29 protein-coding genes are annotated in these 23477 nt (G+C 66.1%); 12 read left to right on the plus strand and 17 right to left on the minus strand.

Annotation, left to right across the window (positions count from 1 at the left end; all coding sequences use genetic code 11):
* The first annotated feature begins 166 nt into the window (after positions 1–166).
* On the plus strand, positions 167–457 hold the full coding sequence (locus ACWGPT_RS10505) for a hypothetical protein (protein WP_452605538.1): 291 nt from the start codon (positions 167–169) through the stop codon (positions 455–457).
* A gap of 54 nt (positions 458–511) precedes the next feature.
* Here ACWGPT_RS10505 and ACWGPT_RS10510 read toward each other — a convergent pair whose 3' ends face one another.
* Entirely contained in the window at positions 512–1264 is a 753-nt protein-coding gene (locus ACWGPT_RS10510; RefSeq protein ID WP_452605539.1) for a cation transporter, read from the minus strand.
* A gap of 85 nt (positions 1265–1349) precedes the next feature.
* On the opposite strand from ACWGPT_RS10510, the gene ACWGPT_RS10515 reads away from it, so the two are divergent.
* Positions 1350–1763: a MerR family transcriptional regulator gene (locus tag ACWGPT_RS10515; RefSeq protein WP_452605540.1), complete on the plus strand. Its 414-nt coding sequence runs from the start codon at positions 1350–1352 to the stop codon at positions 1761–1763.
* 25 nt (positions 1764–1788) lie between these two features.
* Here ACWGPT_RS10515 and ACWGPT_RS10520 read toward each other — a convergent pair whose 3' ends face one another.
* Both ACWGPT_RS10520 and ACWGPT_RS10525 read right to left on the minus strand, forming a co-directional pair.
* Positions 1789–2118 carry a type II toxin-antitoxin system RelE/ParE family toxin gene (locus ACWGPT_RS10520; protein ID WP_452605541.1) on the minus strand — a complete coding sequence of 110 codons (330 nt, stop codon included), beginning with the start codon at positions 2116–2118 and terminating at the stop codon, positions 1789–1791.
* Entirely contained in the window at positions 2115–2390 is a 276-nt protein-coding gene (locus ACWGPT_RS10525) for a type II toxin-antitoxin system ParD family antitoxin (RefSeq protein WP_452605542.1), read from the minus strand. Before ACWGPT_RS10525 ends, ACWGPT_RS10520 begins: the two co-directional genes overlap by 4 nt.
* Before the next feature lie 259 nt (positions 2391–2649).
* On the opposite strand from ACWGPT_RS10525, the gene ACWGPT_RS10530 reads away from it, so the two are divergent.
* Positions 2650–3138, plus strand: a complete 489-nt coding sequence (locus ACWGPT_RS10530; RefSeq protein ID WP_452605543.1) for an N-acetyltransferase family protein — start codon at positions 2650–2652, stop codon at positions 3136–3138.
* Positions 3139–3157: 19 nt separating this feature from the next.
* Complete coding sequence (locus tag ACWGPT_RS10535; RefSeq protein ID WP_452605544.1) at positions 3158–3856, plus strand: DJ-1/PfpI family protein; 699 nt, start codon at positions 3158–3160, stop codon at positions 3854–3856.
* Here ACWGPT_RS10535 and ACWGPT_RS10540 read toward each other — a convergent pair.
* The 5 genes from ACWGPT_RS10540 to ACWGPT_RS10560 all read right to left on the minus strand — a co-directional run bounded on the left by ACWGPT_RS10540 (position 3750) and on the right by ACWGPT_RS10560 (position 9718).
* Positions 3750–4733, minus strand: coding sequence for a cation diffusion facilitator family transporter (locus tag ACWGPT_RS10540; RefSeq protein WP_452605545.1), 984 nt, complete (start codon positions 4731–4733; stop codon positions 3750–3752). The two genes, ACWGPT_RS10535 and ACWGPT_RS10540, sit on opposite strands and share 107 nt — an antisense overlap.
* 77 nt (positions 4734–4810) lie before the next feature.
* Positions 4811–7462, minus strand: coding sequence for a cation-transporting P-type ATPase (locus ACWGPT_RS10545; RefSeq protein ID WP_452605546.1), 2652 nt, complete (start codon positions 7460–7462; stop codon positions 4811–4813).
* 205 nt (positions 7463–7667) lie between these two features.
* Complete coding sequence (locus ACWGPT_RS10550) at positions 7668–8585, minus strand: c-type cytochrome (RefSeq protein ID WP_452605547.1); 918 nt, start codon at positions 8583–8585, stop codon at positions 7668–7670.
* A gap of 69 nt (positions 8586–8654) precedes the next feature.
* Entirely contained in the window at positions 8655–9107 is a 453-nt protein-coding gene (locus ACWGPT_RS10555) for a c-type cytochrome (protein WP_452605548.1), read from the minus strand.
* Positions 9108–9277: 170 nt separating this feature from the next.
* The gene (locus ACWGPT_RS10560; protein WP_452605549.1) at positions 9278–9718 is read right to left on the minus strand and encodes a c-type cytochrome; all 441 of its coding nucleotides are present in this window, start codon (positions 9716–9718) and stop codon (positions 9278–9280) included.
* 197 nt (positions 9719–9915) lie between these two features.
* Here ACWGPT_RS10560 and ACWGPT_RS10565 point away from each other — a divergent pair, with 197 nt between their 5' ends.
* Positions 9916–11124, plus strand: a complete 1209-nt coding sequence (locus ACWGPT_RS10565) for a glycosyltransferase family 87 protein (protein ID WP_452605550.1) — start codon at positions 9916–9918, stop codon at positions 11122–11124.
* On the opposite strand, the gene ACWGPT_RS10570 is transcribed toward ACWGPT_RS10565, so the two are convergent.
* Positions 11099–11728 (minus strand): LysE family translocator, encoded by a 630-nt coding sequence (locus ACWGPT_RS10570; protein ID WP_452605551.1) that lies wholly within the window; start codon positions 11726–11728, stop codon positions 11099–11101. The genes ACWGPT_RS10565 and ACWGPT_RS10570 overlap by 26 nt on opposite strands.
* 124 nt (positions 11729–11852) lie before the next feature.
* On the opposite strand from ACWGPT_RS10570, the gene ACWGPT_RS10575 reads away from it, so the two are divergent.
* Both ACWGPT_RS10575 and ACWGPT_RS10580 read left to right on the plus strand, forming a co-directional pair.
* Positions 11853–12596 (plus strand): helix-turn-helix transcriptional regulator, encoded by a 744-nt coding sequence (locus ACWGPT_RS10575; protein ID WP_452605552.1) that lies wholly within the window; start codon positions 11853–11855, stop codon positions 12594–12596.
* Between the two features lie 237 nt (positions 12597–12833).
* A complete protein-coding gene (locus ACWGPT_RS10580; protein ID WP_452605553.1) occupies positions 12834–13268 on the plus strand; it encodes a DUF2799 domain-containing protein in 435 nt (144 codons plus the stop codon).
* A 58-nt stretch (positions 13269–13326) separates the two neighbouring features.
* Here the strand turns inward: ACWGPT_RS10580 and ACWGPT_RS10585 are convergent, their stop codons facing one another.
* Entirely contained in the window at positions 13327–13929 is a 603-nt protein-coding gene (locus ACWGPT_RS10585) for a superoxide dismutase (RefSeq protein ID WP_452605554.1), read from the minus strand.
* A 167-nt stretch (positions 13930–14096) separates the two neighbouring features.
* Between ACWGPT_RS10585 and ACWGPT_RS10590 the strand changes: the two genes are divergently transcribed.
* Together ACWGPT_RS10590 and ACWGPT_RS10595 are read left to right on the plus strand one after the other, a co-directional pair.
* On the plus strand, positions 14097–14420 hold the full coding sequence (locus ACWGPT_RS10590) for a hypothetical protein (RefSeq protein WP_452605555.1): 324 nt from the start codon (positions 14097–14099) through the stop codon (positions 14418–14420).
* An 82-nt stretch (positions 14421–14502) separates the two neighbouring features.
* Positions 14503–15264, plus strand: coding sequence for a sulfite exporter TauE/SafE family protein (locus ACWGPT_RS10595; protein ID WP_452605556.1), 762 nt, complete (start codon positions 14503–14505; stop codon positions 15262–15264).
* A gap of 37 nt (positions 15265–15301) precedes the next feature.
* Here the strand turns inward: ACWGPT_RS10595 and ACWGPT_RS10600 are convergent, their stop codons facing one another.
* From ACWGPT_RS10600 to ACWGPT_RS10610, 3 genes are all read right to left on the minus strand, one after another.
* Positions 15302–16180: a branched-chain amino acid aminotransferase gene (locus ACWGPT_RS10600; RefSeq protein WP_452605557.1), complete on the minus strand. Its 879-nt coding sequence runs from the start codon at positions 16178–16180 to the stop codon at positions 15302–15304.
* 192 nt (positions 16181–16372) lie between these two features.
* On the minus strand, positions 16373–16531 hold the full coding sequence (locus ACWGPT_RS10605; RefSeq protein ID WP_452605558.1) for a hypothetical protein: 159 nt from the start codon (positions 16529–16531) through the stop codon (positions 16373–16375).
* 151 nt (positions 16532–16682) lie between these two features.
* A complete protein-coding gene (locus ACWGPT_RS10610) occupies positions 16683–16841 on the minus strand; it encodes a hypothetical protein (RefSeq protein WP_452605559.1) in 159 nt (52 codons plus the stop codon).
* Between the two features lie 106 nt (positions 16842–16947).
* On the opposite strand from ACWGPT_RS10610, the gene ACWGPT_RS10615 reads away from it, so the two are divergent.
* The gene (locus tag ACWGPT_RS10615) at positions 16948–18414 is read left to right on the plus strand and encodes a phospholipase D-like domain-containing protein (protein ID WP_452605560.1); all 1467 of its coding nucleotides are present in this window, start codon (positions 16948–16950) and stop codon (positions 18412–18414) included.
* Positions 18415–18435: 21 nt separating this feature from the next.
* On the opposite strand, the gene ACWGPT_RS10620 is transcribed toward ACWGPT_RS10615, so the two are convergent.
* Positions 18436–18822 carry a hypothetical protein gene (locus tag ACWGPT_RS10620; RefSeq protein ID WP_452605561.1) on the minus strand — a complete coding sequence of 129 codons (387 nt, stop codon included), beginning with the start codon at positions 18820–18822 and terminating at the stop codon, positions 18436–18438.
* A gap of 203 nt (positions 18823–19025) precedes the next feature.
* Between ACWGPT_RS10620 and ACWGPT_RS10625 the strand changes: the two genes are divergently transcribed.
* Positions 19026–19850, plus strand: coding sequence for an aldo/keto reductase (locus ACWGPT_RS10625; RefSeq protein WP_452605562.1), 825 nt, complete (start codon positions 19026–19028; stop codon positions 19848–19850).
* 61 nt (positions 19851–19911) lie between these two features.
* Here ACWGPT_RS10625 and ACWGPT_RS10630 read toward each other — a convergent pair whose 3' ends face one another.
* A complete protein-coding gene (locus tag ACWGPT_RS10630; RefSeq protein ID WP_452605563.1) occupies positions 19912–20301 on the minus strand; it encodes a hypothetical protein in 390 nt (129 codons plus the stop codon).
* A 130-nt stretch (positions 20302–20431) separates the two neighbouring features.
* Complete coding sequence (locus tag ACWGPT_RS10635) at positions 20432–21412, minus strand: YihY/virulence factor BrkB family protein (RefSeq protein WP_452605564.1); 981 nt, start codon at positions 21410–21412, stop codon at positions 20432–20434.
* Positions 21413–21512: 100 nt separating this feature from the next.
* Between ACWGPT_RS10635 and ACWGPT_RS10640 the strand changes: the two genes are divergently transcribed.
* Entirely contained in the window at positions 21513–23060 is a 1548-nt protein-coding gene (locus ACWGPT_RS10640) for a helicase HerA-like C-terminal domain-containing protein (protein WP_452605565.1), read from the plus strand.
* A 41-nt stretch (positions 23061–23101) separates the two neighbouring features.
* Here ACWGPT_RS10640 and ACWGPT_RS10645 read toward each other — a convergent pair whose 3' ends face one another.
* Positions 23102–23404, minus strand: a complete 303-nt coding sequence (locus ACWGPT_RS10645) for an alkylphosphonate utilization protein (RefSeq protein ID WP_452605566.1) — start codon at positions 23402–23404, stop codon at positions 23102–23104.
* Between the last annotated feature and the right edge of the window lie 73 nt (positions 23405–23477).

The following is a 23477-nucleotide window of genomic DNA, read 5'->3' on the forward strand; positions in this document are numbered from 1 at the left end:
AGGTAAATGCTCGCTCCCGGAATTCGGACGAGACGGCGCAAATCACCCGCGTTTTCGCATTCATGAATCTGTCAAGAGTCCGATTCGCTTCGGGCGCGACCGCGGCAAGTTTCGCGCAAGGTTCCATCGTTAACCATTTATTAACGATTGAATCCGGAGGTCTTCCATGAAGATCGAGAGCGGCCTCAGCGGCTACAACTACCAGAGCCGGCCGTCCGACGTTGAGCGGCGGGCGGAGGAAGCGTCGCTGCGGGAGAACGAAGCCCCGAAGCGGCTGAGCGCTTCGACCGTCGAGAGCAGCACGCTGCTGTCGACCTCGCTTGCCAATGCCTTGTGGATTGTTGGCGACGGAAGCAGCAGCAACCGCGCCGAACCCGAGGCATCGCATGCCTCTACCATTTCCCCGCTTGGCGAGGAATGGGTCGAGGAGCGCTACCGCGAGTTCAGCGAGTTCTGATCTCCCCGTCCCCGCGACGGGGACCGGCGGCCTTGCCGCCTCCATTTTCCCCTATCAATGCAAGGCACTTTCGGCATGGGCGTGATCGTGCCCGCAGCAGGCGTCTGCGACCGGGCGGACCTGCGGCTCGCCGTGACCGTCTTCCGCAGCGCCGCCGTGGGCGTGGCCGGGATGCGGATCGAGCGGCTGGGCCCCGCCCGACTGCCATTCCCGCCAGGACTGCCGCAGGATCTGGATCGCGGAGGACAGGAAGAGGCCCGCCATGATCGCAGCGACCAGGAGGTCTGGCCATGCGCTGGCCGTGCCCCAGACGCCGACCGCCGCGAGCATGACGATGACGTTGCCGATCGCGTCGTTTCGCGAACACAGCCAGACGGAGCGGACATTGGCATCGCCGTCCTTGTAGCTCACCAGCAGGAGGACGCTCGCGAGATTGGCGGCAAGCGCGAGGATGCCGATGACGCCCATGACCGGCGCCTCCGGGACACCGCCGTAAAAGACGCGCCAGATCGTCGAGCCGAAGACCCAGAGCCCCATGAGGAAGAGGCTGAGCCCCTTGGCGGCGGCGGCCCCGGTGCGGACGCGGATCGACGCGCCGATGACGGCAAGCGAGATGCCGTAGGTGACCGCGTCGGCGAAGAAATCCAACGCATCCGCCTGGAGCGCCTGCGAGCGCGCCATCTGGCCCGCCGTCATCTCGACGGCGAACATGGCCGCGTTGATGGCGATGACGGCCCAGAGCCGGCGCCGATAATCCGGGGAAAGCCCCTCGAAGGTTCCGTGGTGATGGCCGCAGGATGCACTCATGATGTCGCCTACCTCTTGCACTGATGTCGGTGACGGCATAGCTAATCCCTCTAGCCACTATAGGTTCAAGAGGGAATTTCACGGAATGTACTCGATCGGCGATCTTTCCAGGCGCACCGGGGTCAAGGTGCCGACCATCCGCTACTACGAGCAGATGGGCCTCGTTTCCCCGGCGCACCGCTCGGAGGGAAACCAGAGGCGCTATGAGAAGGCGGACCTGGAGCGGCTGGCCTTCATCCGCCACGCGCGCGACCTCGGCTTCGACATTCCGGCGATCCGCGACCTGATCGCGCTCAGCACCCATCCGGACATGCCCTGCGCCGGGGCCGACCGGATCGCCGAGAACCACCTGGCGGCCGTGCGGGAGAAGATCGCCAAGCTCCGCAAGCTCGAGCACGAACTGGAGCGCATCGTCTCCCACTGCAGCGGAGACTCGGTCGAGGACTGCTACGTCATCCGCGCGCTTTCGCACCACGAGCTCTGCGAGGCGGAGCATTGACGGCGAGCATCAGGGACATTGGTACCTATTCGGAGGTCGAAGTCTGCCGGCCTGACAGAACCGTCTTCTCGATATTGCGGCCGGCATAGAAAAACCCCAACACGATCACCGATCCGGTTCCGACCTTGAAGGCTATGCTCAGCCGGCGTCGGTAGCCGACCACCCGAAGACCGGCGGCGGGCCCGCTTACACGCAAGGTCCCACGTTCGGGATACTCGCGCAATGCCGTCAGGAACCTGCGCACTCCATCGATATACGCCCAAGCGACGTCCGGACCCGCACGATCGGCAATATAGTCGTAGATCGCCTCCAGTTCGGCGACCGCCGCCTTGTGGATAACGAGCGAATAGCTCATTCGCTCCGGCTGCGTCCCTGCCGCTCCCGATGGCGAGTTTCTGCGCGCAGGAAGACGTCGTCGACCGAAAGGAGACTGGACGGATCGCGCTCGGCGTCGATCACCCGTTGCGCAACTTCCTCTTCCAGCCAGCGCTCCTCGTGCGTGTTCATCTCTTCCAGTATCTGCAGTCCAGCCCGCACGACCTCGGAAGCATCGGAGAACCGTCCGGTCGCCAACTGCTTCTCTATCGCCTTCTCATCCTGCTCGCTGAGCGCAAGTCTGACCGTCATGGACGTTTTCCTGTTCGACCCATAGACAATAGCAGAAGAAGACCATGATGACAGCTGATCGTGTCGGCTTGACAAGGGGCCGAAAGCGGCGCATCTAATTCTCATGATCGACGCACGCGCACCCATCTGCTGCACGTATTTTTGGGCCTACCGGTAACGGGCGGCTCGACAGATCACAATGTCAACAAGCCGCCGTCAGGCGGCTTTGTTGTTCCAAGACGGCTCCTCCTGACGGCGAAAGAACCAAGAGGAAGCCAAGATGACCGAAGACAGCGAAGCCACCCTTCCCCGCCCGGCGGTCGTGACCATCCGCGCCGCCAAGCGCCATGACCTGCCCCAGCTCAACGAAATGATCGCGCTTCTCGCCGCCCATCACGGCGATGCGGCCGCGATGACGCCGGAGAAGCTGGAGCGCGACCTGTTCGGAGCCATGCCCTGGATCCAGGCGCTGGTGGCCGACAGCAGCGACGGGCTGATGGGCTATGCCATCCTCGTGCCGCTCTACAGGGCCGATACCGGAACGCGCGGCATGGATCTCCACCAGCTCTTCGTGCGCGACGGCCAGCGCGGCAACGGCATCGGCCATCACCTGGTTTCCCGCGCCCGCGAGATTGCCCGCACCGCCGGCTGCGACTATCTTTCCGTCAGCGCCGCCACCGGCAATTTCGCAGCCCACCGCTTCTACGAGCAGCTGGACTTCCTGCCCCGCCCGGTCACCGGCATGCGTTACACGCAGGCAATCGCCTGACAGGCAGAAGGATCCCGCAATGACCCGGATCGCGATCGCGCTGACGCCCCACTTCGCGGACTGGGAATGCGCAATGCTGATGGCGATCGCCCGAAGCTACCTGGAGGCCGACGTCGTCACCGCCTCCCCGGACGGCGACGCCATCGTCTCCATGGGCGGACTGAGGGTCACGCCGGACCTCGCCTATGACGTGCTCGATCCCGCCGTCTTCGACGCCCTGGTGATCCCCGGCGGACTTGCCTGGGAGACGGACGAAGCCCCCGATTTCACGCCGCAGGTGCTGGAATTCCACGCCAAGGGAAAAGTGGTCGCGGGGATCTGCGCGGCCGCGAGCGCGCTGGCGGCGACCGGCGTCCTCAACAGCGTCGCCCATACCGGCAATTCGCTTGCCGCCCACAAGCGGCAGGCCGCCTATCGCGGCGATGCGCTCTACCGCGACCAGCCGCAGGCGGTCTCCCATGTGGGCGTCATAACCGCGCCGGGCAGTTCGCCGGTGACCTTCACGATGGAAATCCTCAAGGCGCTCCATCTCTGGGGACCGGAGGCCGAGGCGGAGATCGCCGCCTTCTCCCGCGACCGCCATCGGCCACCGCACCCGCCGCTCCCGACGGTTATCCGTGGTTATGGTGCCCCACGGCATCCCGGTCCGGCAGTCGGCCCGTGCGGTGGCCGATGGCGGTCGCCTCGCCCGGAGCGCAGCACGGCTTTCCCGCCGTGAGTTCGAGGGTCGAGTGGGCGATGCCGAACTCGGTGTTGGCAATCTCCTTCAGGCGCTTCTTGACCTCCTCGCCCGCCTGCCCCTCGGCAATCACCACATGGGCCTCCATGGCCGTCAGCCGTTCGTCGATCGCGAAGACGTGGACGTGATGGATGTCGACCACGCCCTCGACGTCGGAAAGCCGCACGATCAGCCGCGGCACGTCGATCTCCGGAGGGGTGGCGAGCATCAGCATGCGTATCGAGCCGCCGATCTCGGCGAAGGCCTGCCAGAGGATGTAGGCGGCGATCAGGAGCGTGACGATCGGATCGACGATCTGCCAGTCGTAGAGGAGAATGAGGGTGCCGGCGACGATGACGCCGACGGAGCCCAGCGCATCCGCCACGTTGTGGACGAAGGCCGCGCGGATGTTCATGCTCTCCTTCGACATCGAGTAGGTCAAAAGCGCGGTGACCAGATCGATCGCCAGCGCGACGGCGGCGATGGCGACGACGATCCAGCCCTCGATCGGCTCCGGATTGATGAAGCGCATCACCGCCTCGTAGACGAGGTAGAGGCCGATGACGATCAGCGTCGTGTAGTTGATGAGGGCCGCGACCACTTCGGCGCGGACATAGCCGAAGGTCATCGTCTCGTCGGAGGGCCGGCGGGCGATACGGCGCGCGAAGGTGGCGATGACGAGCGACGCCGCATCGCTGAAATTGTGAAGCGCATCGGCGATCAGCGACAGGCTGCCCGACACGATGCCGCCGACGATCTGCACCAGTGTGAGGACGACGTTGACGCCGATCGCCCAGACCATGCGGCGGTCGCCTGACTCGCCGCCGTGGTGGTGGTGATGGTGGTGGTGGCGATGAGGAGGATGATGATGGCTCATCCGGTTTTCCCTTCGCGGCTTCTCGACCTGCAACAGGCGCCGGGTTCAGACGCTATATCGGGCGGCGCGGAAATGGTTCAACCATCCGAAGCCTCCGGCTTGCCGGGCTTGCGCTTCGTCAGCCCCAGCCTGATCTGCTTCTCGATCTCGAGGATGGCGAAGAAGGCCGCGCCGATCGCCACAATGAGGAAACCGTCGTCGAGAGGAATGGATCGGGTGCCGAAGACCTGCTGAAGCGGCGGCAGGTAGGTGACCGCGAACTGGGCGACGACGACGATGACGACGACGATCCAGACCACGCGCGTGCCGCGAACCGCCGCCCAGGTGAGCGAGGTCCCGTGCATGTTGCGGATGAAGAAGAGGTGGAAAATCTCCAGCACCACGATCATGTTCATCGCCATGGTCTGGGCGAGCGCTAACGGATAGCCGCGACCGAGCGCATAGCTGAAGAGGCTGAAGATGGAGGCGAGGAAAAGCACGGAAACCAGCGCCACGTGCCAGACCAGCGCGCCGGACATGATCGGCGCCTCGCGCGGGCGCGGCGGGCGATCCATGGTTCCGGCCTCCGTCGGCTCGAAGGCGAGCGCGAGGCCGAGCGTCACCGCCGTGATCAGGTTTATCCAGAGGATCTGGACCGCCGTGACCGGCAGGGCGAGGCCGGCGAGAAGCGCGAGAATGACCGTCACCGCCTCGCCGGCATTGGTCGGCAGCGTCCAGCTGATGACCTTGCGCAGGTTGTCGTAGACGGTACGGCCCTCGCGCACCGCCGCGGCGATGGTCGCGAAGTTGTCGTCCGCGAGCACGAGGTCGGCGGCCTCCTTGGCGGCCTCCGACCCCTTGAGGCCCATGGCGATGCCGGCATCAGCGCGCTTGAGGGCCGGCGCGTCGTTGACGCCGTCGCCGGTCATGGCGACCGACAGGCCGTTCGCCTGCAGCGCCTTCACCAGCCGCAGCTTGTGTTCGGGACTGGTGCGGGCAAAGACGTCGACCGTCTGCACCTCGCTCGCAAGCTCGCTGTCGTCCAGCTTGTCGATATCGGCGCCTGTGAGGACGCGGCCGGAATTCTGCAGCCCGATCTGGCCGGCGATCGCGAGCGCGGTGCCGGCATGGTCGCCGGTGATCATCTTCACGCGAATGCCGGCGGAGCGGCATTCGGCGACGGCGGCGACGGCTTCCTGGCGCGGCGGATCGATCAGCCCGACGAGACCCAGGAAGGCCAGGCTGCCGGGCAGGCCCGCCTCGTCGATCTCCCGGCCCGCCTCCTGCCGCTCGGCAAACGCCAGAACGCGAAGGCCGCGCATGGCCATCGCCTCGGCGCGCTCGTGCCAGCGGTCGTAGTCGATGCCGCCGCACATGCGCAGCACGCGTTCCGGCGCCCCCTTCACATAGGTGATGCGGTTGCCTGCCTCCTCGACAAGGACGGCCATGTAGCGGTGGCGGCTGTCGAAGGGGACGGCATCGATCCGTCGTGCGTCGTTCGTGTGACCGGCCTTGCCGGCGAAGGCCAGGAGGGCCCCCTCCATCGGATCGCCCTCCACCGTCCAGTGGTCGCCGCGGAAGGTCAGGGCCGCATCGTTGCAGAGGGCCGCGGCGGCGGCGAGACGGGACAGGTCGCCGGCCGGGGTGATGGCGCCCTCGGGCGCATAGCCGTCGCCGGAGACCTCGAAGGCACCTTCGGGCATCTCGACGGCTGCCACCACCATCTCGTTTCGCGTCAGCGTGCCGGTCTTGTCGGTACAGATCACCGAAACGGAGCCGATCGCCTCGATGGCGGGAAGACGCCGGACGATCGCGTGGCGCCGCGCCATGGCCTGCACGCCGATCGCCAGCGTGATCGTCATGACGGCCGGAAGGCCCTCGGGGATCGCGGCGACGGCGATACCGACCACCACCATGAAGGTCTCCGAGAAGTCGCGATTGCCGACATAGTAGGTGTAGACGAGGAGCAGGCCCGAGGCGACGAGGATGAGGAAGGTAAGCCAGCGGGCGAAATGATCCATCTGCTGGACGAGCGGCGTGGTGATCTCTTCCACCTCGGCGAGAAGACCGCCGATCCGGCCGATTTCCGTCGCCCGTCCGGTGGAGACGACAACGCCGCGGGCCGTCCCCTTGGTGACCAGCGTGCCGGACCAGAGCATGGAACGGCGGTCGCCGAGGGCTGCGTCCTCGGCAACCGGTCCGACAGCCTTGTCGACCGGGACGGATTCACCGGTCAGCACCGCTTCCTGGGCACTCAGACCGCGCGCCTCCAGCAACCGCAGGTCGGCCGGAACCTTGTCGCCGGCCTCCAGCAGCACGACGTCGCCCGGGACGAGGTCCGTGCCATCCACCGTGACCCGGCGACCGTCCCTGAGGACCGCCGCATTCGGTGCCAGCATGTTGCGGATCGCCGTCATGGCGGATTCCGCCTTGCCTTCCTGGATGAAGCCGATCACCGCGTTTGCAATCACGACCGCCACGATGACGCCGGTATCCACCCAGTGCTGCAGGAGAGCGGTGACGATGGCAGCACCGATCAGCACGTAGATCAGGACATTGTTGAACTGGCCGAGAAACCTTCGGAGCGCGCTGCGCCCCTGCGCAGCCGGAAGCCTGTTCGGACCGACGACGGCCAGCCGGCGCGCCGCCTCCGTCGCGGCGAGCCCGTCGGCTTGCGTCTTCAGAGCGGCAAGGCATTCCTCAGCCGGACGGGCATGGGCGTTGGAGACGGCGAAAACTTCATCCGGCATGGCGTCCTGTCCTTTGCGGCATCGATGGTACCGCTTCCCCTACATTCCGCACTATAGCGAAGGCCCGTCAACGGCGGTTGACTGAAATCAACGGAATTGAGCGGCGCCCGGTGGGGTCGGACGATGCGGGCGACAGGAGCGGCGGCAGCCGGACGGGACCGAGGGCGGACGAGGCGACAGGCGCGGCCCGCCGCCCTGCGTTCCGTCACTGGATGGCAGGAACGGCCTTCAGGTAGGCGGCGATCGCCTCGAGATCCTCCTGCGGCAGGTGCGAGAGGTTCTTCTGCACCTCGACCATGGAGCCTCCGACGGAATCGTAATCCGGGGTGAAGCCCGTCTGGAAGTAGCTGACGAGATCGCCCTCGCTCCAGGAGCCGACCGACCGCGAGCCGGGGGTGATGTTGGGAATGCGGCCCTCGCCTTCCGGATTGGGGCCGCCGGCGAGCCATTGCCCGGCCTGAAGGCCGCCAAGCGCGTTGCGGGGCGTGTGGCATTCGCCGCAGTGGCCGGGTCCCTCGACGAGGTGCTGGCCCCGCTTCAGCTTCTCGTCGGCGGAGGCGAACTCGACCCGCGGCTCGTCGCCGAAGAACAGGAACTTCCAGCCGCCGAGGGCGGCGCGCATGTTGAAGGGGAAGGAAAGCTCGTGCGCCGGCGCGACATTGCTGCTGGCCGGAAGGGTCTGCATGTAGCCGAAGAGATCGTTGATCTCCTGCGGGCTCATGCGGGCATAGGACGTGTAGGGGAAGGACGGATAGAGGTGCTCTCCCTGCCGTCCGACGCCGCGCAGCATGGCATTGCCGAATTCCGCCAGCGTCCAGCTGCCGATGCCGGCCTGCGGATCGGGGGAGATATTCGGCACGTGGAAGGTGCCGAAGGGGCTGGTGAGCGCAAGCCCGCCCGACATGACCTTGACGTCCTCGCCGGTGGCTCCCTTGGCCGCGTGACAGCCAGCGCAGCCGCCGGCCCAGAACAGCATCTCGCCGCGGGCGAGATCGGGCTCGCCGAGATTGGCGAAGGTCTCCTGCGGCAGCGGGCCCGGTTTCGTCAGGAACCAGGCCGCCGCCACGCCAACCGCAACCACCGCCGCTCCGGCACCGAGCACCCGTCTCCAACGCAACGCCATTTCATGTCTCTCCAATTATTCGGTCCGATGCCGGCGCGACGGTGCCGCCGCCGGCATCGGGGTAGGCAATTACTGTTTCTTCGCCCGGAAGGTCTCGTGACAGTCCGAGCAGGTGGCCCCGAGCGTCCTCATGGCCGCGCCGACACTTGCCTGATCGGCCGGCAGGGACGCAAGCAGCGCCTGGGCCTCGGTGTGAAGCTTCTCCGCATCGGCGCGGAATTCCTCCGGCTTTTCCCAGATCGCAGGCAGCGCCTCGGTCTCGTGGCCGGTTTCCGTGCCCGGCGGGAACTGGTCCGGGAAGGCCTGGATATTGGTGCTGATCGTGGTCAGCGACTGTTGGACCACCGCGGCGTCATAGGGTTTCTCCCCCTTGGCGATGGCGCCGAGCGCACCGACCGCCTGGCCTATCCCCTTCATCAGCTTCTCCCGCACGACCTGCGGCGCCTCCTGGGCCAGCGCCGGGGAAAGGGCGGGGGTGAGAAAGAGACAGACGGAAGCGGCAATCAAACAGGACCTCAGCATTCGCTATTCCTCCCGAAGCGCCGGCAGCGCCGGCCGTTGAAAACGGCCCACGATGCCCCCGGCGGCGGAGGGGAGAAAGTCACAAGGCGGTGAAGCCTCGCCACGACGCTGCGTCGCACGGCAGGGCGGCGGCAGGGCGACAGCCGCGCCACCACCCTGCCGGCCCTGACTCAGCGCTTGACGCGATAGGTTTCGTGGCAGTCGCCGCAGGTGGCGCCGAGCGTCTTCATGGCCGCGCCGACACCGGCCTGATCGGCGGGAAGGGAGGCGAGAAGCGTATCGGCGGCGGCGCCGAGCTTGTCGGACTTCTCGGTGAAGTCGGCCATGTTTTCCCAGATGGCCGGGGCGGCTTCCGAATCGGAGCCCGTCTCGGTGCCGGCCGGGAACTGGTTCGGGAACGCCTTGGCATCCGTGCTGATCGTCTGGAGTGCGGCCTTCACGACCTCCGCATCATAGGGCTTCTCGCCCTTGGCGATCGCGCCCAAAGCACCCATCGACTTGCCGATTGCCTTCATCTGCTCCTGCCGCACGACCTGCGGTTCCTGGGCGACGGCAGCGGACATACCAAGACAGCCGATCACGGCTGCCAGAGCGAGGGACTTAAGGTGCATGCAGTGGTCTCCTTGTTACGCCGCGAAGCAGCGTTGATGATGCGCCGCAACATGGCTGCTTCGACGTCTGGAACAAAGTAACAACCCGGTGATTTCAACGGGAAAAATGCAGGAATCGACGGCAGCGAACGCCCGGTCGGCGGAAGTCTTTTGTTCACCTGCGCATGCGATCCTGCCGCCGGTGAAGGAAAGCTGCCATGGAGAAGAACACGGGCGCCGCCCGCCATGCCGATGTCGAGACGGGCCTGTTCGCATACCTGGCCCTCCTTGCGTGCGCGCTGCTTTTCTGGCTCCACCTGAGCGGGCAGAACCTCTCGTCGCTGTTCTGGACCGATCGCGACTTCGCCAACTACTGGATCGCCTCGAAGCTTGCGCTGGAGGGGCGAGTCCTCGACCTCTTCCGCGGCCAGGACGTCTATTTCGCCAGCATGCGGGAGGTGTTCGGCCCGGACTATCCCTGGCACAACTGGAGCTATCCGCCCCATTATGTGATGCTCATCCTGCCGCTCGCTTACCTGCCCTACCTCGAAAGCGGGATCGTCTTCGAGCTTGTCACGCTGGCGCTCTTCCTGCACGCGGCGCGACTTGCCCGGCCACCGGAAACGAGCGGCTACTGGCTGCTCCTCCTGCCGATCATCGCCTGCAACCTGCATCTTGCGCAGAACGGCTTCCTGACCGCGGCGCTGATGCTCTACGGGCTATCGCTGCGTTATCGCCGACCGATCATCGCCGGCATCGCGATCGGGCTGCTGACGATCAAGCCGCAGGTCGGCCTTCTCCTGCCCTTCCTGCTGGTCATGGAAGGCCGCTGGCGGACGATCCTTGCCGCCGCGCTGACGGCCATCGCGGCAGCGGCACTTTCCGCCCTTCTCTTCGGGGTCGATGCCTGGACCGGCTACATTGCCCACAACCTCCCCTACCAGACGGTCGTGATGACTGAGTTCGGGGGCTATTTCCTGCACCTCATGCCGTCGCTTTACGGGGCGGCCCGCAGCCTCGACGTCGATGCGGCGACGGCGCTGGCGCTCCATCTTCCGCTGGCCGGGCTTGCGCTCGCGGCCTTCCTCTACGGAACCTGGCGCATCGAGACGCCGGCTGCGCGAAGCCTGTCGCTCATGTTTGCGACCTTCTGCATCGCGCCCTACTCGCTCATCTACGATCTGGGGGCGCTCTGCGCGCTGGCCGCGGTCGAGCACGCGCGGGAACGAGTGCGCCCGTCCGGCTCGCCCATCCGGCGCCTGCGCCTCCTGCTGCTTGCGGCAGTCTGCCTGCTGCCGGTCCTCGCCCTTCCCTTCTCGCTCGGCGGCCTGCCGATCGCCCCTGCCGTCCTCGTTCTCGGCTGGATGGCGGCCACGGCATCCCTTCCCACTCGACGACCGGTCAGCGCAGCCCTTCCGCAAGGGTGACCAGCGCGACGGTGAGCAGAAGGAGGCCGGCGCCGCGGCCGATCCAGATCGTGGCGGTGGCATTGCCGACGATCGCCTGCCGCGCCCTGCCGGCGGCGAGCGCCAGGCCTCCGTAGACGACAAGCTGCGTCGCCGCCGTCATCAGCGCCATGACGATCGCCTGCGGAAGGAGCGGCCCGAACTCCGGGCGCAGGAACTGCGGATAGACGGCCAGCATGAAGAGATAGGCCTTCGGGTTCATCAGGCAGGTGATGGCGCCGCGGCGGAAGGCCTGGCCGTGGCCGGCGGCCTGCCCCGCATCCACCCCCTCGATGACGATCGAGCTGCGGGTCAGCGTGTAGCCGATCCATGCCATGTAGAGCGAGCCGGCGATCAGCAGCGGCCCGAACAGGACGGGCATGAAGCTTGCCAGGAGCCCGACGCCGAGCGCCCCGTAGAGCGAATGCACCGCTCCGCCCGCCATGATGCCCGCCGTCGCGGCCATGCCGGCGGGCCTGCCCCGGGAGAGCGAACTGGCGAGCACGAAGATCATGTCCATGCCCGGAACGATGATGATGCCGAACAGGAGGGTGAAGAAAAGCCAGAGGTTCTCGCCATAGGTCATGTCAGTTGCCCGTTTCCGTCACCCTGTCCCGCAAGACCAGCGACTTGTTTTTCCATCCAATCCGGGGCGATATACGGCATGCCTACTGACACCGTTCTGTCAGTTGCGATTGCCGGGAGGAAGCATGCGCAAGGCGTCTCGGCTGTTCGAGATCATCCAGATCCTGAGGCTCGCGCGCCGCCCGGTGACGGCGGCGGAGATCGCCGCACAGCTGGAGGTGACGGCGCGCTCGATCTATCGCGACATCGCCGAACTGCAGGCGATGCGCGTGCCGGTCGAGGGCGGACGCGGCATCGGATATATCCTGAGGCCGGGCTTCACGCTGCCGCCGCTGATGCTGACGGTGGAGGAGACCGAGGCGATCGTGCTGTCGCTGGCGCTCCTGGAGCGGACGGGCGACACGGGCCTGAGGCATGCCGCCAAGCAGGTGAACCGCAAGATCGCCGCCGCCGTGCCGCCGCCGCTTGCCGCAACCTTCAGCGCCAATGCCCTGCATGCCTGGGGAAGCGTCGCGCCGGCCCCGGAGGCGGTCGACCTCGCCATGGTGCGCCGCGCGATCCGCGACGAGGAGAAGCTCCGCCTCGACTACCGCGACGAACTCGGACGACTGACGGAGCGGACGATCCGGCCGATCGCGCTCGTCTACTATTCGCAGACGGCCAATATCGTCGCCTGGTGCGAACTCAGGCAGGCGATCCGCAACTTCCGCGCCGACCGGGTGGCGCAGTGCGAGCCCGCCAACGACTTCTTCAGCGGCGAAGGCGAGCGCCTGCGCAGGCTATGGGTGGAAGGCTGGCAGGCCGATCCCGACGCCTCCCAGGAAGTCAACGCCTCCTCCCTGCGGCGCACCACGCCCCCTCCCCTATGAGGCGCACGGAAATCGTGCTTAATGCGTCACGGAAACGTGAACGGGGACTTTCGAGAATGCGTTACCTGCCTCTTCTGGGAATGGCGGCCCTCGTGGCGTCGCTCGCCTCCTGCAATTCCATGTCCAAGGAAGAATGCCGCGTCGCCGACTGGGCGGTCGTCGGCGATACGGACGGCGCTGCCGGCCGCGAGCCGCAGGGCCGGTTCGCCGACCACGTGCGCTCCTGCGCCAAGAGCGGTGCCGTGCCGGACCAGACGCGCTGGTACGAGGGCTATCAGGCGGGGGCTCCGGCGCTACTGCACGCCGCTTTCCGGCGCATCCGCCGGCGAAGCGGGGCGCAGCTACCACAATGTCTGCCCGCCGGGACTCGCTCCCGGCTTCATGCGGGGCTACAGCCTCGGCCAGCGCGTCTACGATCTTCGCTTGCGCATAGACTCGCTGAATTCCAGCGCCAGCTCCAGCGAATACGAGAGCGACCGGCTGTACGACGACATGAAGAAGGCGTCCGACAAGGACAGGCGTGACATGCGCGACCGGATCGACGACCTGGAGCGGGACCGGCGCCGGGCACGCCGCGAGGCGGACGACCTTGGCTACGAACTCGGCGAGGCCGAGCGCGACCTCGCCTTCTTCCGCCAGAACCCGGCCGCGCCGCCGCTTTCCGGCTACTGACCATGAAAAAAGGGCCCCGGCGACGCCGGAGCCCTTTTTCGTCCTGCCGCGGCAGGAATTACTTCGTGGCGGCTTCGTAGCGCTCGAGCACGTAGTCCCAGTTGATCAGGCTGTCGACGAAAGCCTCCAGGTACTTCGGGCGGGCGTTGCGGTAGTCGATATAGTAGGAGTGTTCCCAGACATCGACGCCGAGGATCGGTTCGGCGCCGTGCACGAGGGGGTTTTCGCCGTTCGGGGTCTTGGAGATTTCCAGCTTGCCGTTCTTCACCGACAGCCAGGCCCAGCCGGAGCCGAACTGCGTCGTGCCGGCGGCGACGAAATCGGACTTGAACTTGTCATAGCCGCCGAGATCGCTGTCGATGGCCGCCTGCAGCTTGCCGGGCAGCTTGGTGCCGCCGCCATCCTTCTTCATCCAGTTCCAGAAGTGGATGTGGTTGTAGTGCTGGCCGGCATTGTTGAACAGGGTCTGGTGGGTGCCATAGGACTTCTTGATGACCTCTTCCACCGAGAGATCGCCCATGCCCGCTTCGGAGGCCAGCTTGTTGCCGGTGTCCACATAGGCCTTGTGGTGCTTGTCGTGGTGGAATTCCAGCGTCTCCGCCGACATGTAGGGCGACAGCGCGTCGTAGGCATAGGGGAGTTCGGGAAGTACAAAGGCCATGATCTTACTCCTTTTCGGCAAAATACCGTGAACAGCGTCGGGCCGGAACATAGGTTCCAAGCGAACGGGAGGCAACGGCCCGCTTGCCAAAAATCAGGTGGAACGGGGCAAAGACTTGCGGCACTCTCCGCTGCCGGGGAACAGCCCGCCCCCCAACGGAGCCAGCCATGCCACACCGCATCACGCCTGCCACCCTCGCCCTCATTCTTGCAGCCGGCAGCGTGCCTGCCGCTTCCGACGACGCCTGGGAGGCGTTTGCCAGGACCGTCGAGGAGAAGTGCCTCGCGGCGGCGGCCGACATGATCGACAATCCGCGCGCCGTCGTCGATCCCTTCGGCAGCGAGCGCTTCGGGCTCGCCATCGTCACCGGCAAGGCCAGGGGCGCCGACGCCACGATCAGCCATATCTGCGTGATGGACAAGCAGAGCCAGAGCGTCGAACTCGGGAGCGAGCTTTCGGAGGATCAGGTGCGCGCGGCGGCCGGCGACTGACGGTCGGACCGGAGACCGGGAAGCACTTGCGAAACAGCCACCCCTTGCGGCAGTGTGCGCGCGCACAATGACGGGAAACGGCGTGGGACAGGGAAACGGCGTGGGCGACTTCTTCAGCAATGAACTCCTGATCTTCATCGCCATCGGCTTTTTCGCGCAGATCGTCGATGGAGCGCTGGGCCTCGCCTTCGGCGTCCTGACCACGACGATCCTTCTTTCGATCGGCGTGCCGCCGGCGGTGGCGAGCGCCATGGTCCATGTCACCGAATGCTTCACCACGGCCGCCTCGGGCCTGTCGCACGTCTATCACCGCAACATCGACTGGCGGCTCGTGGCGCGGCTGGCACCGGCCGGCATGATCGGCGGAGCGATCGGCGCCTATGTGCTGACCAGCATCGACGGCTCGGTGATCGCGCCCTTCATCTCGCTCTACCTGATCGGCATCGGCTGCTTCATCCTGCTGCGTGCCTTCCGCCCCAAATGGCCGCGCGACGTGCGCGACTGGATCGTGCCCTATGTCGGCGGTGTCGGCGGGCTGCTGGATGCGATGGGCGGGGGCGGATGGGGACCGATCGTCACCAGCACGCTGGTCGGCCGCGGCCATGCCCTGAAGAAGGTGATCGGTTCCACCAACCTCACCGAATTCGCGGTGACGACGGTGATCTCGCTCACCTTCATCCTGGCGCTCGGCTGGTCGGAGCTTTCCGCCGCAGTCGGCCTGATCATCGGCGGGGTGCTCGCCGCGCCGCTTGGCGCCCTCATCCTCAAGCGCCTGCCGGTGAGACCGCTGATGATCGCGGTCTCGCTGATCATCATCGGCACGGCCGCCGCCCGGCTGATCTAGGCCGCCAAGGCGGCGGCCCGACCAGTCGGAATTGGCCTCACCCCGCGGTGGAGCGGGCCCAGTCCATGTAGAGCTGCAGCGCCTGACGGGCGATGGGGCCTTCCTGGAAGTCGAGATCGTCGAGCTTCGTCACCGGCACGATCTTGGAATAGTTGCCGGAGGTGAAGATCTCGTCGGCACTGCGGAAATCCTCGACCGTCAGCGTCACTTCCCGGACCTCGTGGCCCGCCTCGCGCAGCAGGCCGATGATGCGGGCGCGGGTGATGCCGGAGAGGAAGGTGCCGTTGGCGACCGGGGTCATGACGACGCCGTCCCTGACCATGAAGACGTTGGAGGACGCCGTTTCGGCGACATTGCCGTTCATGTCGCGGGCAAGCGCGTTGTCGAAGCCGCGCGAGCGGGCCTCGATGATCATGCGGCCGCTGTTGGGATAGAGGCTGCCGGTCTTGGCGCCGGTCATCGCCACTTCCGGGTTGGGGCGGCGATAGGGAGAGACGGTCAGCGACGAGGGCCTGGCCGTGTGCATGGGCGCCTCGAAGAGGCAGAGCGCGAAGCGGGTCGATTCCGGATCGGGGGCGACGACGCTGTAGGGCGTGCCGTGCTCGGCCCAGTACATGGGCTTGATGTAGATCGCCGTCTTGCCGTCGAACTTCCGGACGCCTTCCAGCGCCAGCTGCTCGATTTCCTCGGCCCGCATGGTCGGCTTCATGCCCATGGCGACCGCCGAGCGGTTGACGCGCTGGCAGTGCAGGTCAAGGTCGGGCGAGATGCCGTCGAACCAGCGGGCACCGTCGAACACCGTCGAGCCGAGCCACATCGCATGGGACGTCGGACCGAGGAGCGGCGGATTTCCTTCCAGCCATTCTCCCTCGACATAGGTCCAGGTTGCGGTGCGGGGTGCGGTATTCACGGGCATTTTCGACTCCTTGCGTTTCGCGGGAGTGAAGGACCCGACAGCCGGCAAGGTCAAGTCAAATTTCGCCGCGAACGCATGGGAGGGCGCAGACGGCCACGCTCCCCTGTCATTGAATTCATTCGTTTTTCCGCGGGACACTGTAACAGACCGAATGGGTCGATCACAAAATATCATCGACCCGCGGGGCGGAGGTCAGGAGCGCGAGGGCGGCGGAAGCAGGGGATTTTGCTGCGGCCGAACGGCCTCGATCAGGCTTTCCGGCACGCCCCTCGACCCTAACCGGTCGAGCAGGACGATACTCAGGATACAGCCGAGCAGGAACAGCATGAAGCACAGGAAGGGCAGGCGCATGGCAATCTCCGGGATGAACAACGCAAAACTGATCCACAGATTCCGCTTCCGGCCGGAGCCGTGGCGGACGGGGACAGAAACGTCAGAAATGAGTCCTGCTCAAGGCGAGGGCCAGGCGGCGCCCGTCCGGCATCATAACCGACGCGGCGTTTCACGGAGGTGACGGACCGGAATTTTCGGTGCGGGAGATCGCCGCGCTGGTCAGCATGTCCCGGGTGGCGCCGGTTTCCGGCGATACCGCGAGCAGGATTGCCAGCACGACCATGATGAGGATGAGAAGGATCATCGGGAGCGCGAACTGCATGGACATTCCCCTCTTCTTTTCGGACGGAACCGCGTCCCGGCTGAATCGTTCCAGCACCTGTGCAGCATGACCGGCATGCCGGGCAGAACAGGACAAACGGGGCAGGCAATAAATGACGTCGATCCTTTCGGAGGGCGAAAGCTGCTGGCGCGTGGCGCGTGCCGACCGTCTTTCGGTCATCATCGACGCCGCGGATTTTTTCAAGCACGCCAAGCAGGCGATGCTGAAGGCGAAGCGGTCGATCTATCTCATCGGCTGGGACTTCGACACGCGCATCCGGCTGGAACCGGGCAACCCGCATGCGAAGCGCCCGGACAAGCTCGGACGGTTCCTGAATTCGCTGGCGCGCCGGAACGAGGCGATAGACATCCGCATCCTCAAATGGGACGTCGGGCTGATCAGTTCGCTGACGCGCGGGGAAACGCCGTTCTACATCCTCAGCTGGATGTTCAACAGCCGCATCCACCTCAAGCTCGACAGCGCCCATCCGGCGATGTCGGCGCATCACACGAAGCTGCTCGTCATCGACGACAAGGTCGCCTTCTGCGGCGGCATCGACATGACCGTCGGCCGGTGGGACACGCCGGAGCACCGCGAGGACGACCCGGCCCGGCGATCTCCCTTCGGGTTTGCGGAAAACCCCTGGCATGACGCGACGAGTTGCTGTTCCGGCGCCGCGGCCGCGGCCCTGGGGGACCTCGCGCGCCAGCGCTGGGAGCTTGCGACGGGAGAGGCCCTGCCGCCCCCCGACGCCGAGGGCGACCCCTGGCCGGACGACCTTGAGGTGGAATACCGGGACGTCGACGTCGGCATTGCCCGGACCGCGCCGGAATACGGCGAGCGCAAACAGGTGGTCGAGATCGAGACGGCGAAGCTCGCCATCATCGCGGCCGCCCGAAAGTCACTCTATATCGAAAGCCAGTACTTCGCCTCGCGCCGGATCGCCGAGGCGATCGCCAAGCGGCTCAGGGAACCGGACGGACCGGAGGTCGTGCTGGTCAACCCCAGGGGGGCGAACGGCTGGCTGGAGGCGAAGGCAATGGATTCGGCACGCGTGCGGCTGATGAAGCTCGTCCGCGACTCCGACCTGCACGACCGCTTCCGCATCTACCATCCCGTCAACGACGCCGGCACGCCGATCTACGTGCATGCCAAGCTGATGATCGCCGACGACCGCATCATGAAGATCGGCTCGGCCAATCTCAACAACCGGTCGATGGGCTACGACACCGAATGCGACCTGATAATGGAGGCGGGCGAGGACCGGCCGGACCTCAGCCTCGGCATCGTCAAGGAGCGCAACACGCTCCTCTCGGAACATCTGGGCCGCCCGGTCGAGGAGATCGAGGACGGCCTACGCCGCGCCGGCGGATCGCTGATCCGCGCGATCGAACTCCTGAACCGCGACACGGGCCGGGGCCTTCGTCCGATCCCGATCCGCGAACTGACGGCGGACGAGGAGTTGATGGCAGAATCCGACCTTGCCGATCCGGAACGCCCGGCCGGCATTCGCTACCGGACGCCGAAGCTGTTGCGCCGGAGGTTCGCCGAGACCGCGATCCTACACCCCGGCGAGTGAGAGCGCGGGCACGGCGGAAGGCTAGCGCACCCGGTACATCCTTCCGGCGGACAGGGACCGGGGCGCGGGCCGGGAGGCATTCTCCGTCAGGGTGCGGAAATCGTTGTGGATCGCCCACATCAGTTCCACCTCCCTGAACAGGATGGCGGTCGGGCGCATCCCGCCACCGGCAAGGTTCCGGTACTTGCGGCCGTAGGCTTCGAGAAAGTTGGAGGCCGCGTCGAGCATCTCGCCGCCCTTTGCCGCCCGGCGGTGCAGTTCCTCGTTCTCGTCCTGCAGCGCCTCGACACGCTCCAGCAGCGAGCGAAGTTCCGCGAGCGGCAAGGCGGCCTGCGAACCGGTTTCCCGGTCCTGATCGCCCAGGACGATGCGCAGGCGTTCGACGATATCGGCGGTCTTGTCTGTCATGTGATTCTCTCCAGGCAGGGAGAAATCCAGACTTTTCGGCGCCGAGGCAAGCATTGCGCCGATCAAATTCCCGAAAGCAAAGCGGCCTTTCCACCGTATTGCGCATGCGCGTCGCGATGGCGGTCGGCGACGGTTGAAGCTCACGGCCCGGGTCCCATGTTAATGGAACTTCTCTTCCGCCCGCCTGCCACAGGAGCAGTCCCATGCACTCAGTCAGCGCAAACGGCGCCAACATTCCTGCCCTCGGTTTCGGGACCTTCCGCATGCCTGATGCGGACGTGCGCAGAATTCTTCCGCAGGCCCTGAAGACCGGTTTTCGCCATGTCGACACGGCGCAGATGTACAATAACGAGGCGGCCGTCGGGGACGTGGTACACGCTTCGGGCATCCCGCGGGCCGACATCTTCCTGACGACGAAGGTCTGGGTCGACCGCGTCGGGCACGACGCCTTCATCACCTCGGTGGACGAGAGCCTGGCCAGGCTGAGGACCGATCACGTGGACCTGCTTCTCCTGCACTGGCCGCAGAGCCGGATGCCGCTTGCCGACCGCATCGGCGCGATGAACGAGCTGCGGCGGGCCGGCAAGGTCAAGCATATCGGCGTCTCCAACTTCTCGACCGCGCTGATGGCCGAGGCCGTCCGGCTTTCGGAGGCGCCGATCGCCACCAACCAGGTCGAATACCATCCCTATCTCGACCAGACGAAGGTGATCGGCGAGGCGCACAGGACCGGCATGTCCGTCACCGCCTATCACCTGATGGCGGACGGCAAGGTGCCGCGCGATCCGGTGCTGCGGGAGATCGGCGCGCGGCACGGCAAGACCGCCGCGCAGGTGGTGCTGCGCTGGGCCGTGCAGCAGGAGGACGTGATCGCGCTGTCGAAGACCGCGACCGAAAGTCGGATCGCGGAGAATTTCGACATCTTCGACTTCGCGCTGGGCGACGGGGAAATGGCCGAGATCCACAGGCTCGCCCGCCCGGACGGCCGGATCGTCAACCCCGCCCAGCTTGCGCCGGAATGGGATTGACGGAAACAAAAAGGCCGCCGGGAGCGCCGGCGGCCTTCTCAACCTGGTGAACCTCGGGAGATCAGACGAACTGGCCGAGGCCCGGGACCGAGGAGACGACCTTGTCGACGACCTCGTCGCCAGCATGTTCGCGGGCAACCTTGATGGTTTCCTTCGCGAGCGAGGTGATCTCGCCCATACCGAGGCCGAGGCCCATGAGCTGCTGGCCGAGCGCCATGACGCCGCCGCCGAAGCTGGACATCAGGCTGCCGAGCAGGCCGCCGCCGCCCTGGCCTTCGCCGTTGAACTTCGCAACCAGTTCCGGCGCGCCGGGGATGGATTCGATCATCGTGGCAACCGCGCCGTCATCGGCCTCGCGCTGCAGGAAGCCGAGCATCATGCCGACCGCCTTCTCGGCCGTATCGGGGGCGATGCCGACGTTGTCGGCGACGCGGGTTACGAGTTCGTTCATCATTGTCTCCTCGAGGTTTGACGTTGACGTCAAGGTAATACAATCCGTCGGGAGTCGTCCAGCGTCAAATGCGCGGAGGCGGGCGATGTGCACGAGAAGCGAAGCCCGCGCCCGACGCATTCCGGTGAGGTCAGGTCGAAGCCTTGCCGACGGTATCCGCCATGTAGGCGCCGCGTGCGCCGAGCGGCTCGGGCGGTCCGGTCGTCGTGTCCTTCACCGTCTGGTGCTCCAGTTCGGCGTTTATCTCGGCGCCGATGATGACGATGATGACCGATATCCAGATCCATACCATGAATCCGATCATGGCGCCAAGCGCGCCATAGGTGGCGTTGTAGTTGGCGAAGTGCGAAAGGTAGAAGGAGACGGCGGCCGAGGCGACCAGGCAGAGGATGGTGGAAAACGCCGTTCCCCAGGTGAGCCAGCGGGTCTTTGGCGGCTCGCGGCTCGGCCCGAAGCGGTAGAGGATGGCGATCGCCACGGCGACGAAGAGCACCGTCAGCGGCCAGCGCGTCATGCCGATGATCGTCTGCGCCGAGCCGTCGAGCCTCAGGAAGGACAGCAGCGCGGGGATCACCCCGATCGCCACGATCAGCACGACGGCGAGGATCAGCGAGCCGAAGGTAAAGAGGAGAGAGATGGCGTTGAGCTTGAGGAAGCTGCGCTTCTCGTCTTCCTGGTAGGCGACGTTCATCGCCTCGAAGAGCGCCTTCATGCCGTTGTTGGAGCTCCAGAGCGCAACGCCGAGGCCGCCGATCAGGCCGATGCTCAGCGTCGAGCTGTCCTGGGAGGCAAGCGACTTCAACTGGTTGACGACGATGGTCAGGGCATCGGACGGCATGACGGTGCTGAGGAAGCCGATCCGCTCGACGATATCGGCGGGGCTTGCGACGAAGCCGTAGATCGACACCAGCGCGGTCATGGCGGGAAAGAGCGCGAGAAGGAGATAGTAGGTAACACCGGCCGCGATCAGCATGACGCGATCCTGGTTGATGGCCGCGTAGAGGCGCCAGAAGACGTCCTTCAGACCGACCGCGGGGATCTGGCCGGGACGCTCCGCCTCGCGCCCCCTGCCCTCTTCACCCACCGCGACCGTTTCCGGCACGTCCGTCACCGCATGCTCCCTGCCGGGGGGCCGCCGTTTCCGTTGCCGCGGTTCCCGACGCCATCTATAAGTCTCGAAAGCCGTAACGCTGCGAGGGAGCGCCAGTTGCATGACGAATGAAGGAAAACTGTTTCTCGGCGGCAGCCGGAACCCCGACGATTCCTTCAACAAGGCCGAGTACCTGGAACTGAAGTTCGGCAACCGGCACGGCCTCATCACCGGCGCCACGGGGACCGGCAAGACGGTCACGCTGCAGACCCTGGCCGAGAGCTTCTCGAATGCCGGAGTGCCGGTGTTCTGCTCGGACATCAAGGGCGACCTTTCCGGCATTGCCGCGCCCGGCGAGGAGAAGGACTACCTGCTAAAGCGCGCCGAGCAGATCCATTTTGCGGATTACGACTTTGCCGCCTCGCCGGTGATCTTCCTCGACCTCTACGGCGAGAAGGGGCATCGGGTGCGCAGCACGATCGCGGAAATGGGGCCGCTGCTGCTCGCCCGCCTGATGAACGCCACCGAGGCGCAGGAAGGCGTGCTCAACATCGCCTTCAAGATCGCCGACGAAGGCGGGATGGCGCTCCTCGACCTCAAAGACCTGCAGGCGCTCCTCAACTACATGGGCGAACATGCAAGCGAGATCTCGACCCGCTACGGCTTCGTCTCCAAGGCATCGGTCGGCTCGCTGCAGCGCGCGCTTCTGGTGCTCGAGCAGCAGGGCGCGGAGTATTTCTTCGGCGAACCCGCGCTCGACATCCGCGACCTGATGCGCACGAGCCCCGACGGGCGCGGCGTGATCAGCGTGCTTGCGGCCGACAAGCTGATGAACAATCCGCGCCTCTACGCGACCTTCCTGCTTTGGCTGCTTTCCGAGCTTTTCGAGGAACTGCCGGAAGTGGGCGATCCGGAAAAGCCGCGGCTCGTCTTCTTCTTCGACGAGGCGCACCTGCTCTTCGACGAGGCGCCCAAGGTGCTCATCGAACGGGTGGAGCAGGTGGTGCGCCTGATCCGCTCGAAGGGCGTCGGGGTCTATTTCGTGACGCAGAACCCGCTCGACGTGCCGGAGACGGTGCTGGCGCAGCTCGGCAACCGGGTGCAGCATGCGCTGCGCGCCTATACGCCGCGCGAACAGAAGGCGGTGAAGACGGCTGCCGAGACGTTCCGCACCAACCCGGCCTTCGACACGCAGGAGGCGATCACCGCGCTCGGCACCGGCGAGGCGCTGGTATCGACGCTCGAGGGCAAGGGCGCGCCTTCCATGGTCGAGCGGACGCTGATCCGCCCGCCCTCCTCGCGGATCGGGCCGCTCACCGATGCCGAGCGCCGCGACATCATCAACCGGAGCCCGATCGCCGGCCAGTACGACCGGGACATCGACCGCGAGTCCGCATACGAGATCCTCATGGCGCGCGCCGAACAGGCGGCCAGGGCGGAAGCGGCGCGGCGGCAGGAAGAAGAGCAGGAAGACGGCAGCGCGGCCGGCCGCTGGACGCTCCCGGGCTTCGGCAACGACGAGCCGGCGAAGAAGCCGGCGGCGCGCCGCACGTCCACCCGCCAGCGCGAAACGGTCGTCGAGGCGGCGATGAAGAGCGCCGCGCGCTCGGTCGCCAACTCGCTCGGTCGCGCGATCGTGCGCGGCATCCTCGGCAGCCTCAAGCGGTAGGCGGGCTGCCCGACCGGCCGGCTTCGACCGGCCGGTGCGACCTAGCGCTTGCGGACGAATTCGGTGCGCAGCACGAGGCCCTTTATGGTGTCGTGGCGGCAGTCGATCTCTTCCGGGTTGTCGGTGAGACGGATCGAGCGGATGACCGTTCCCTGCTTCAGGGTCTGGCCGGCGCCCTTGACCTTGAGATCCTTGATGAGCGTGACGGAATCGCCGTCCTTCAGCACGTTGCCGGAGGCGTCGCGCACTTCCGCGGACCTTGCGGCCTGCGCCGCGATCTCCGAGGCGGGGCGCCATTCACCGGTCGCCTCGTCGTAAACATATTCGTCGTCAGCATCAGCCATGGTCGTTCTCCTTGCTGGTCCCGCTTCTATGCCTTCAACGCTCGGGGGGCAAACACGGACTGGACGGCCGGCG

It is taken from the genome of Pseudorhizobium sp. NPDC055634 (assembly GCF_053618655.1).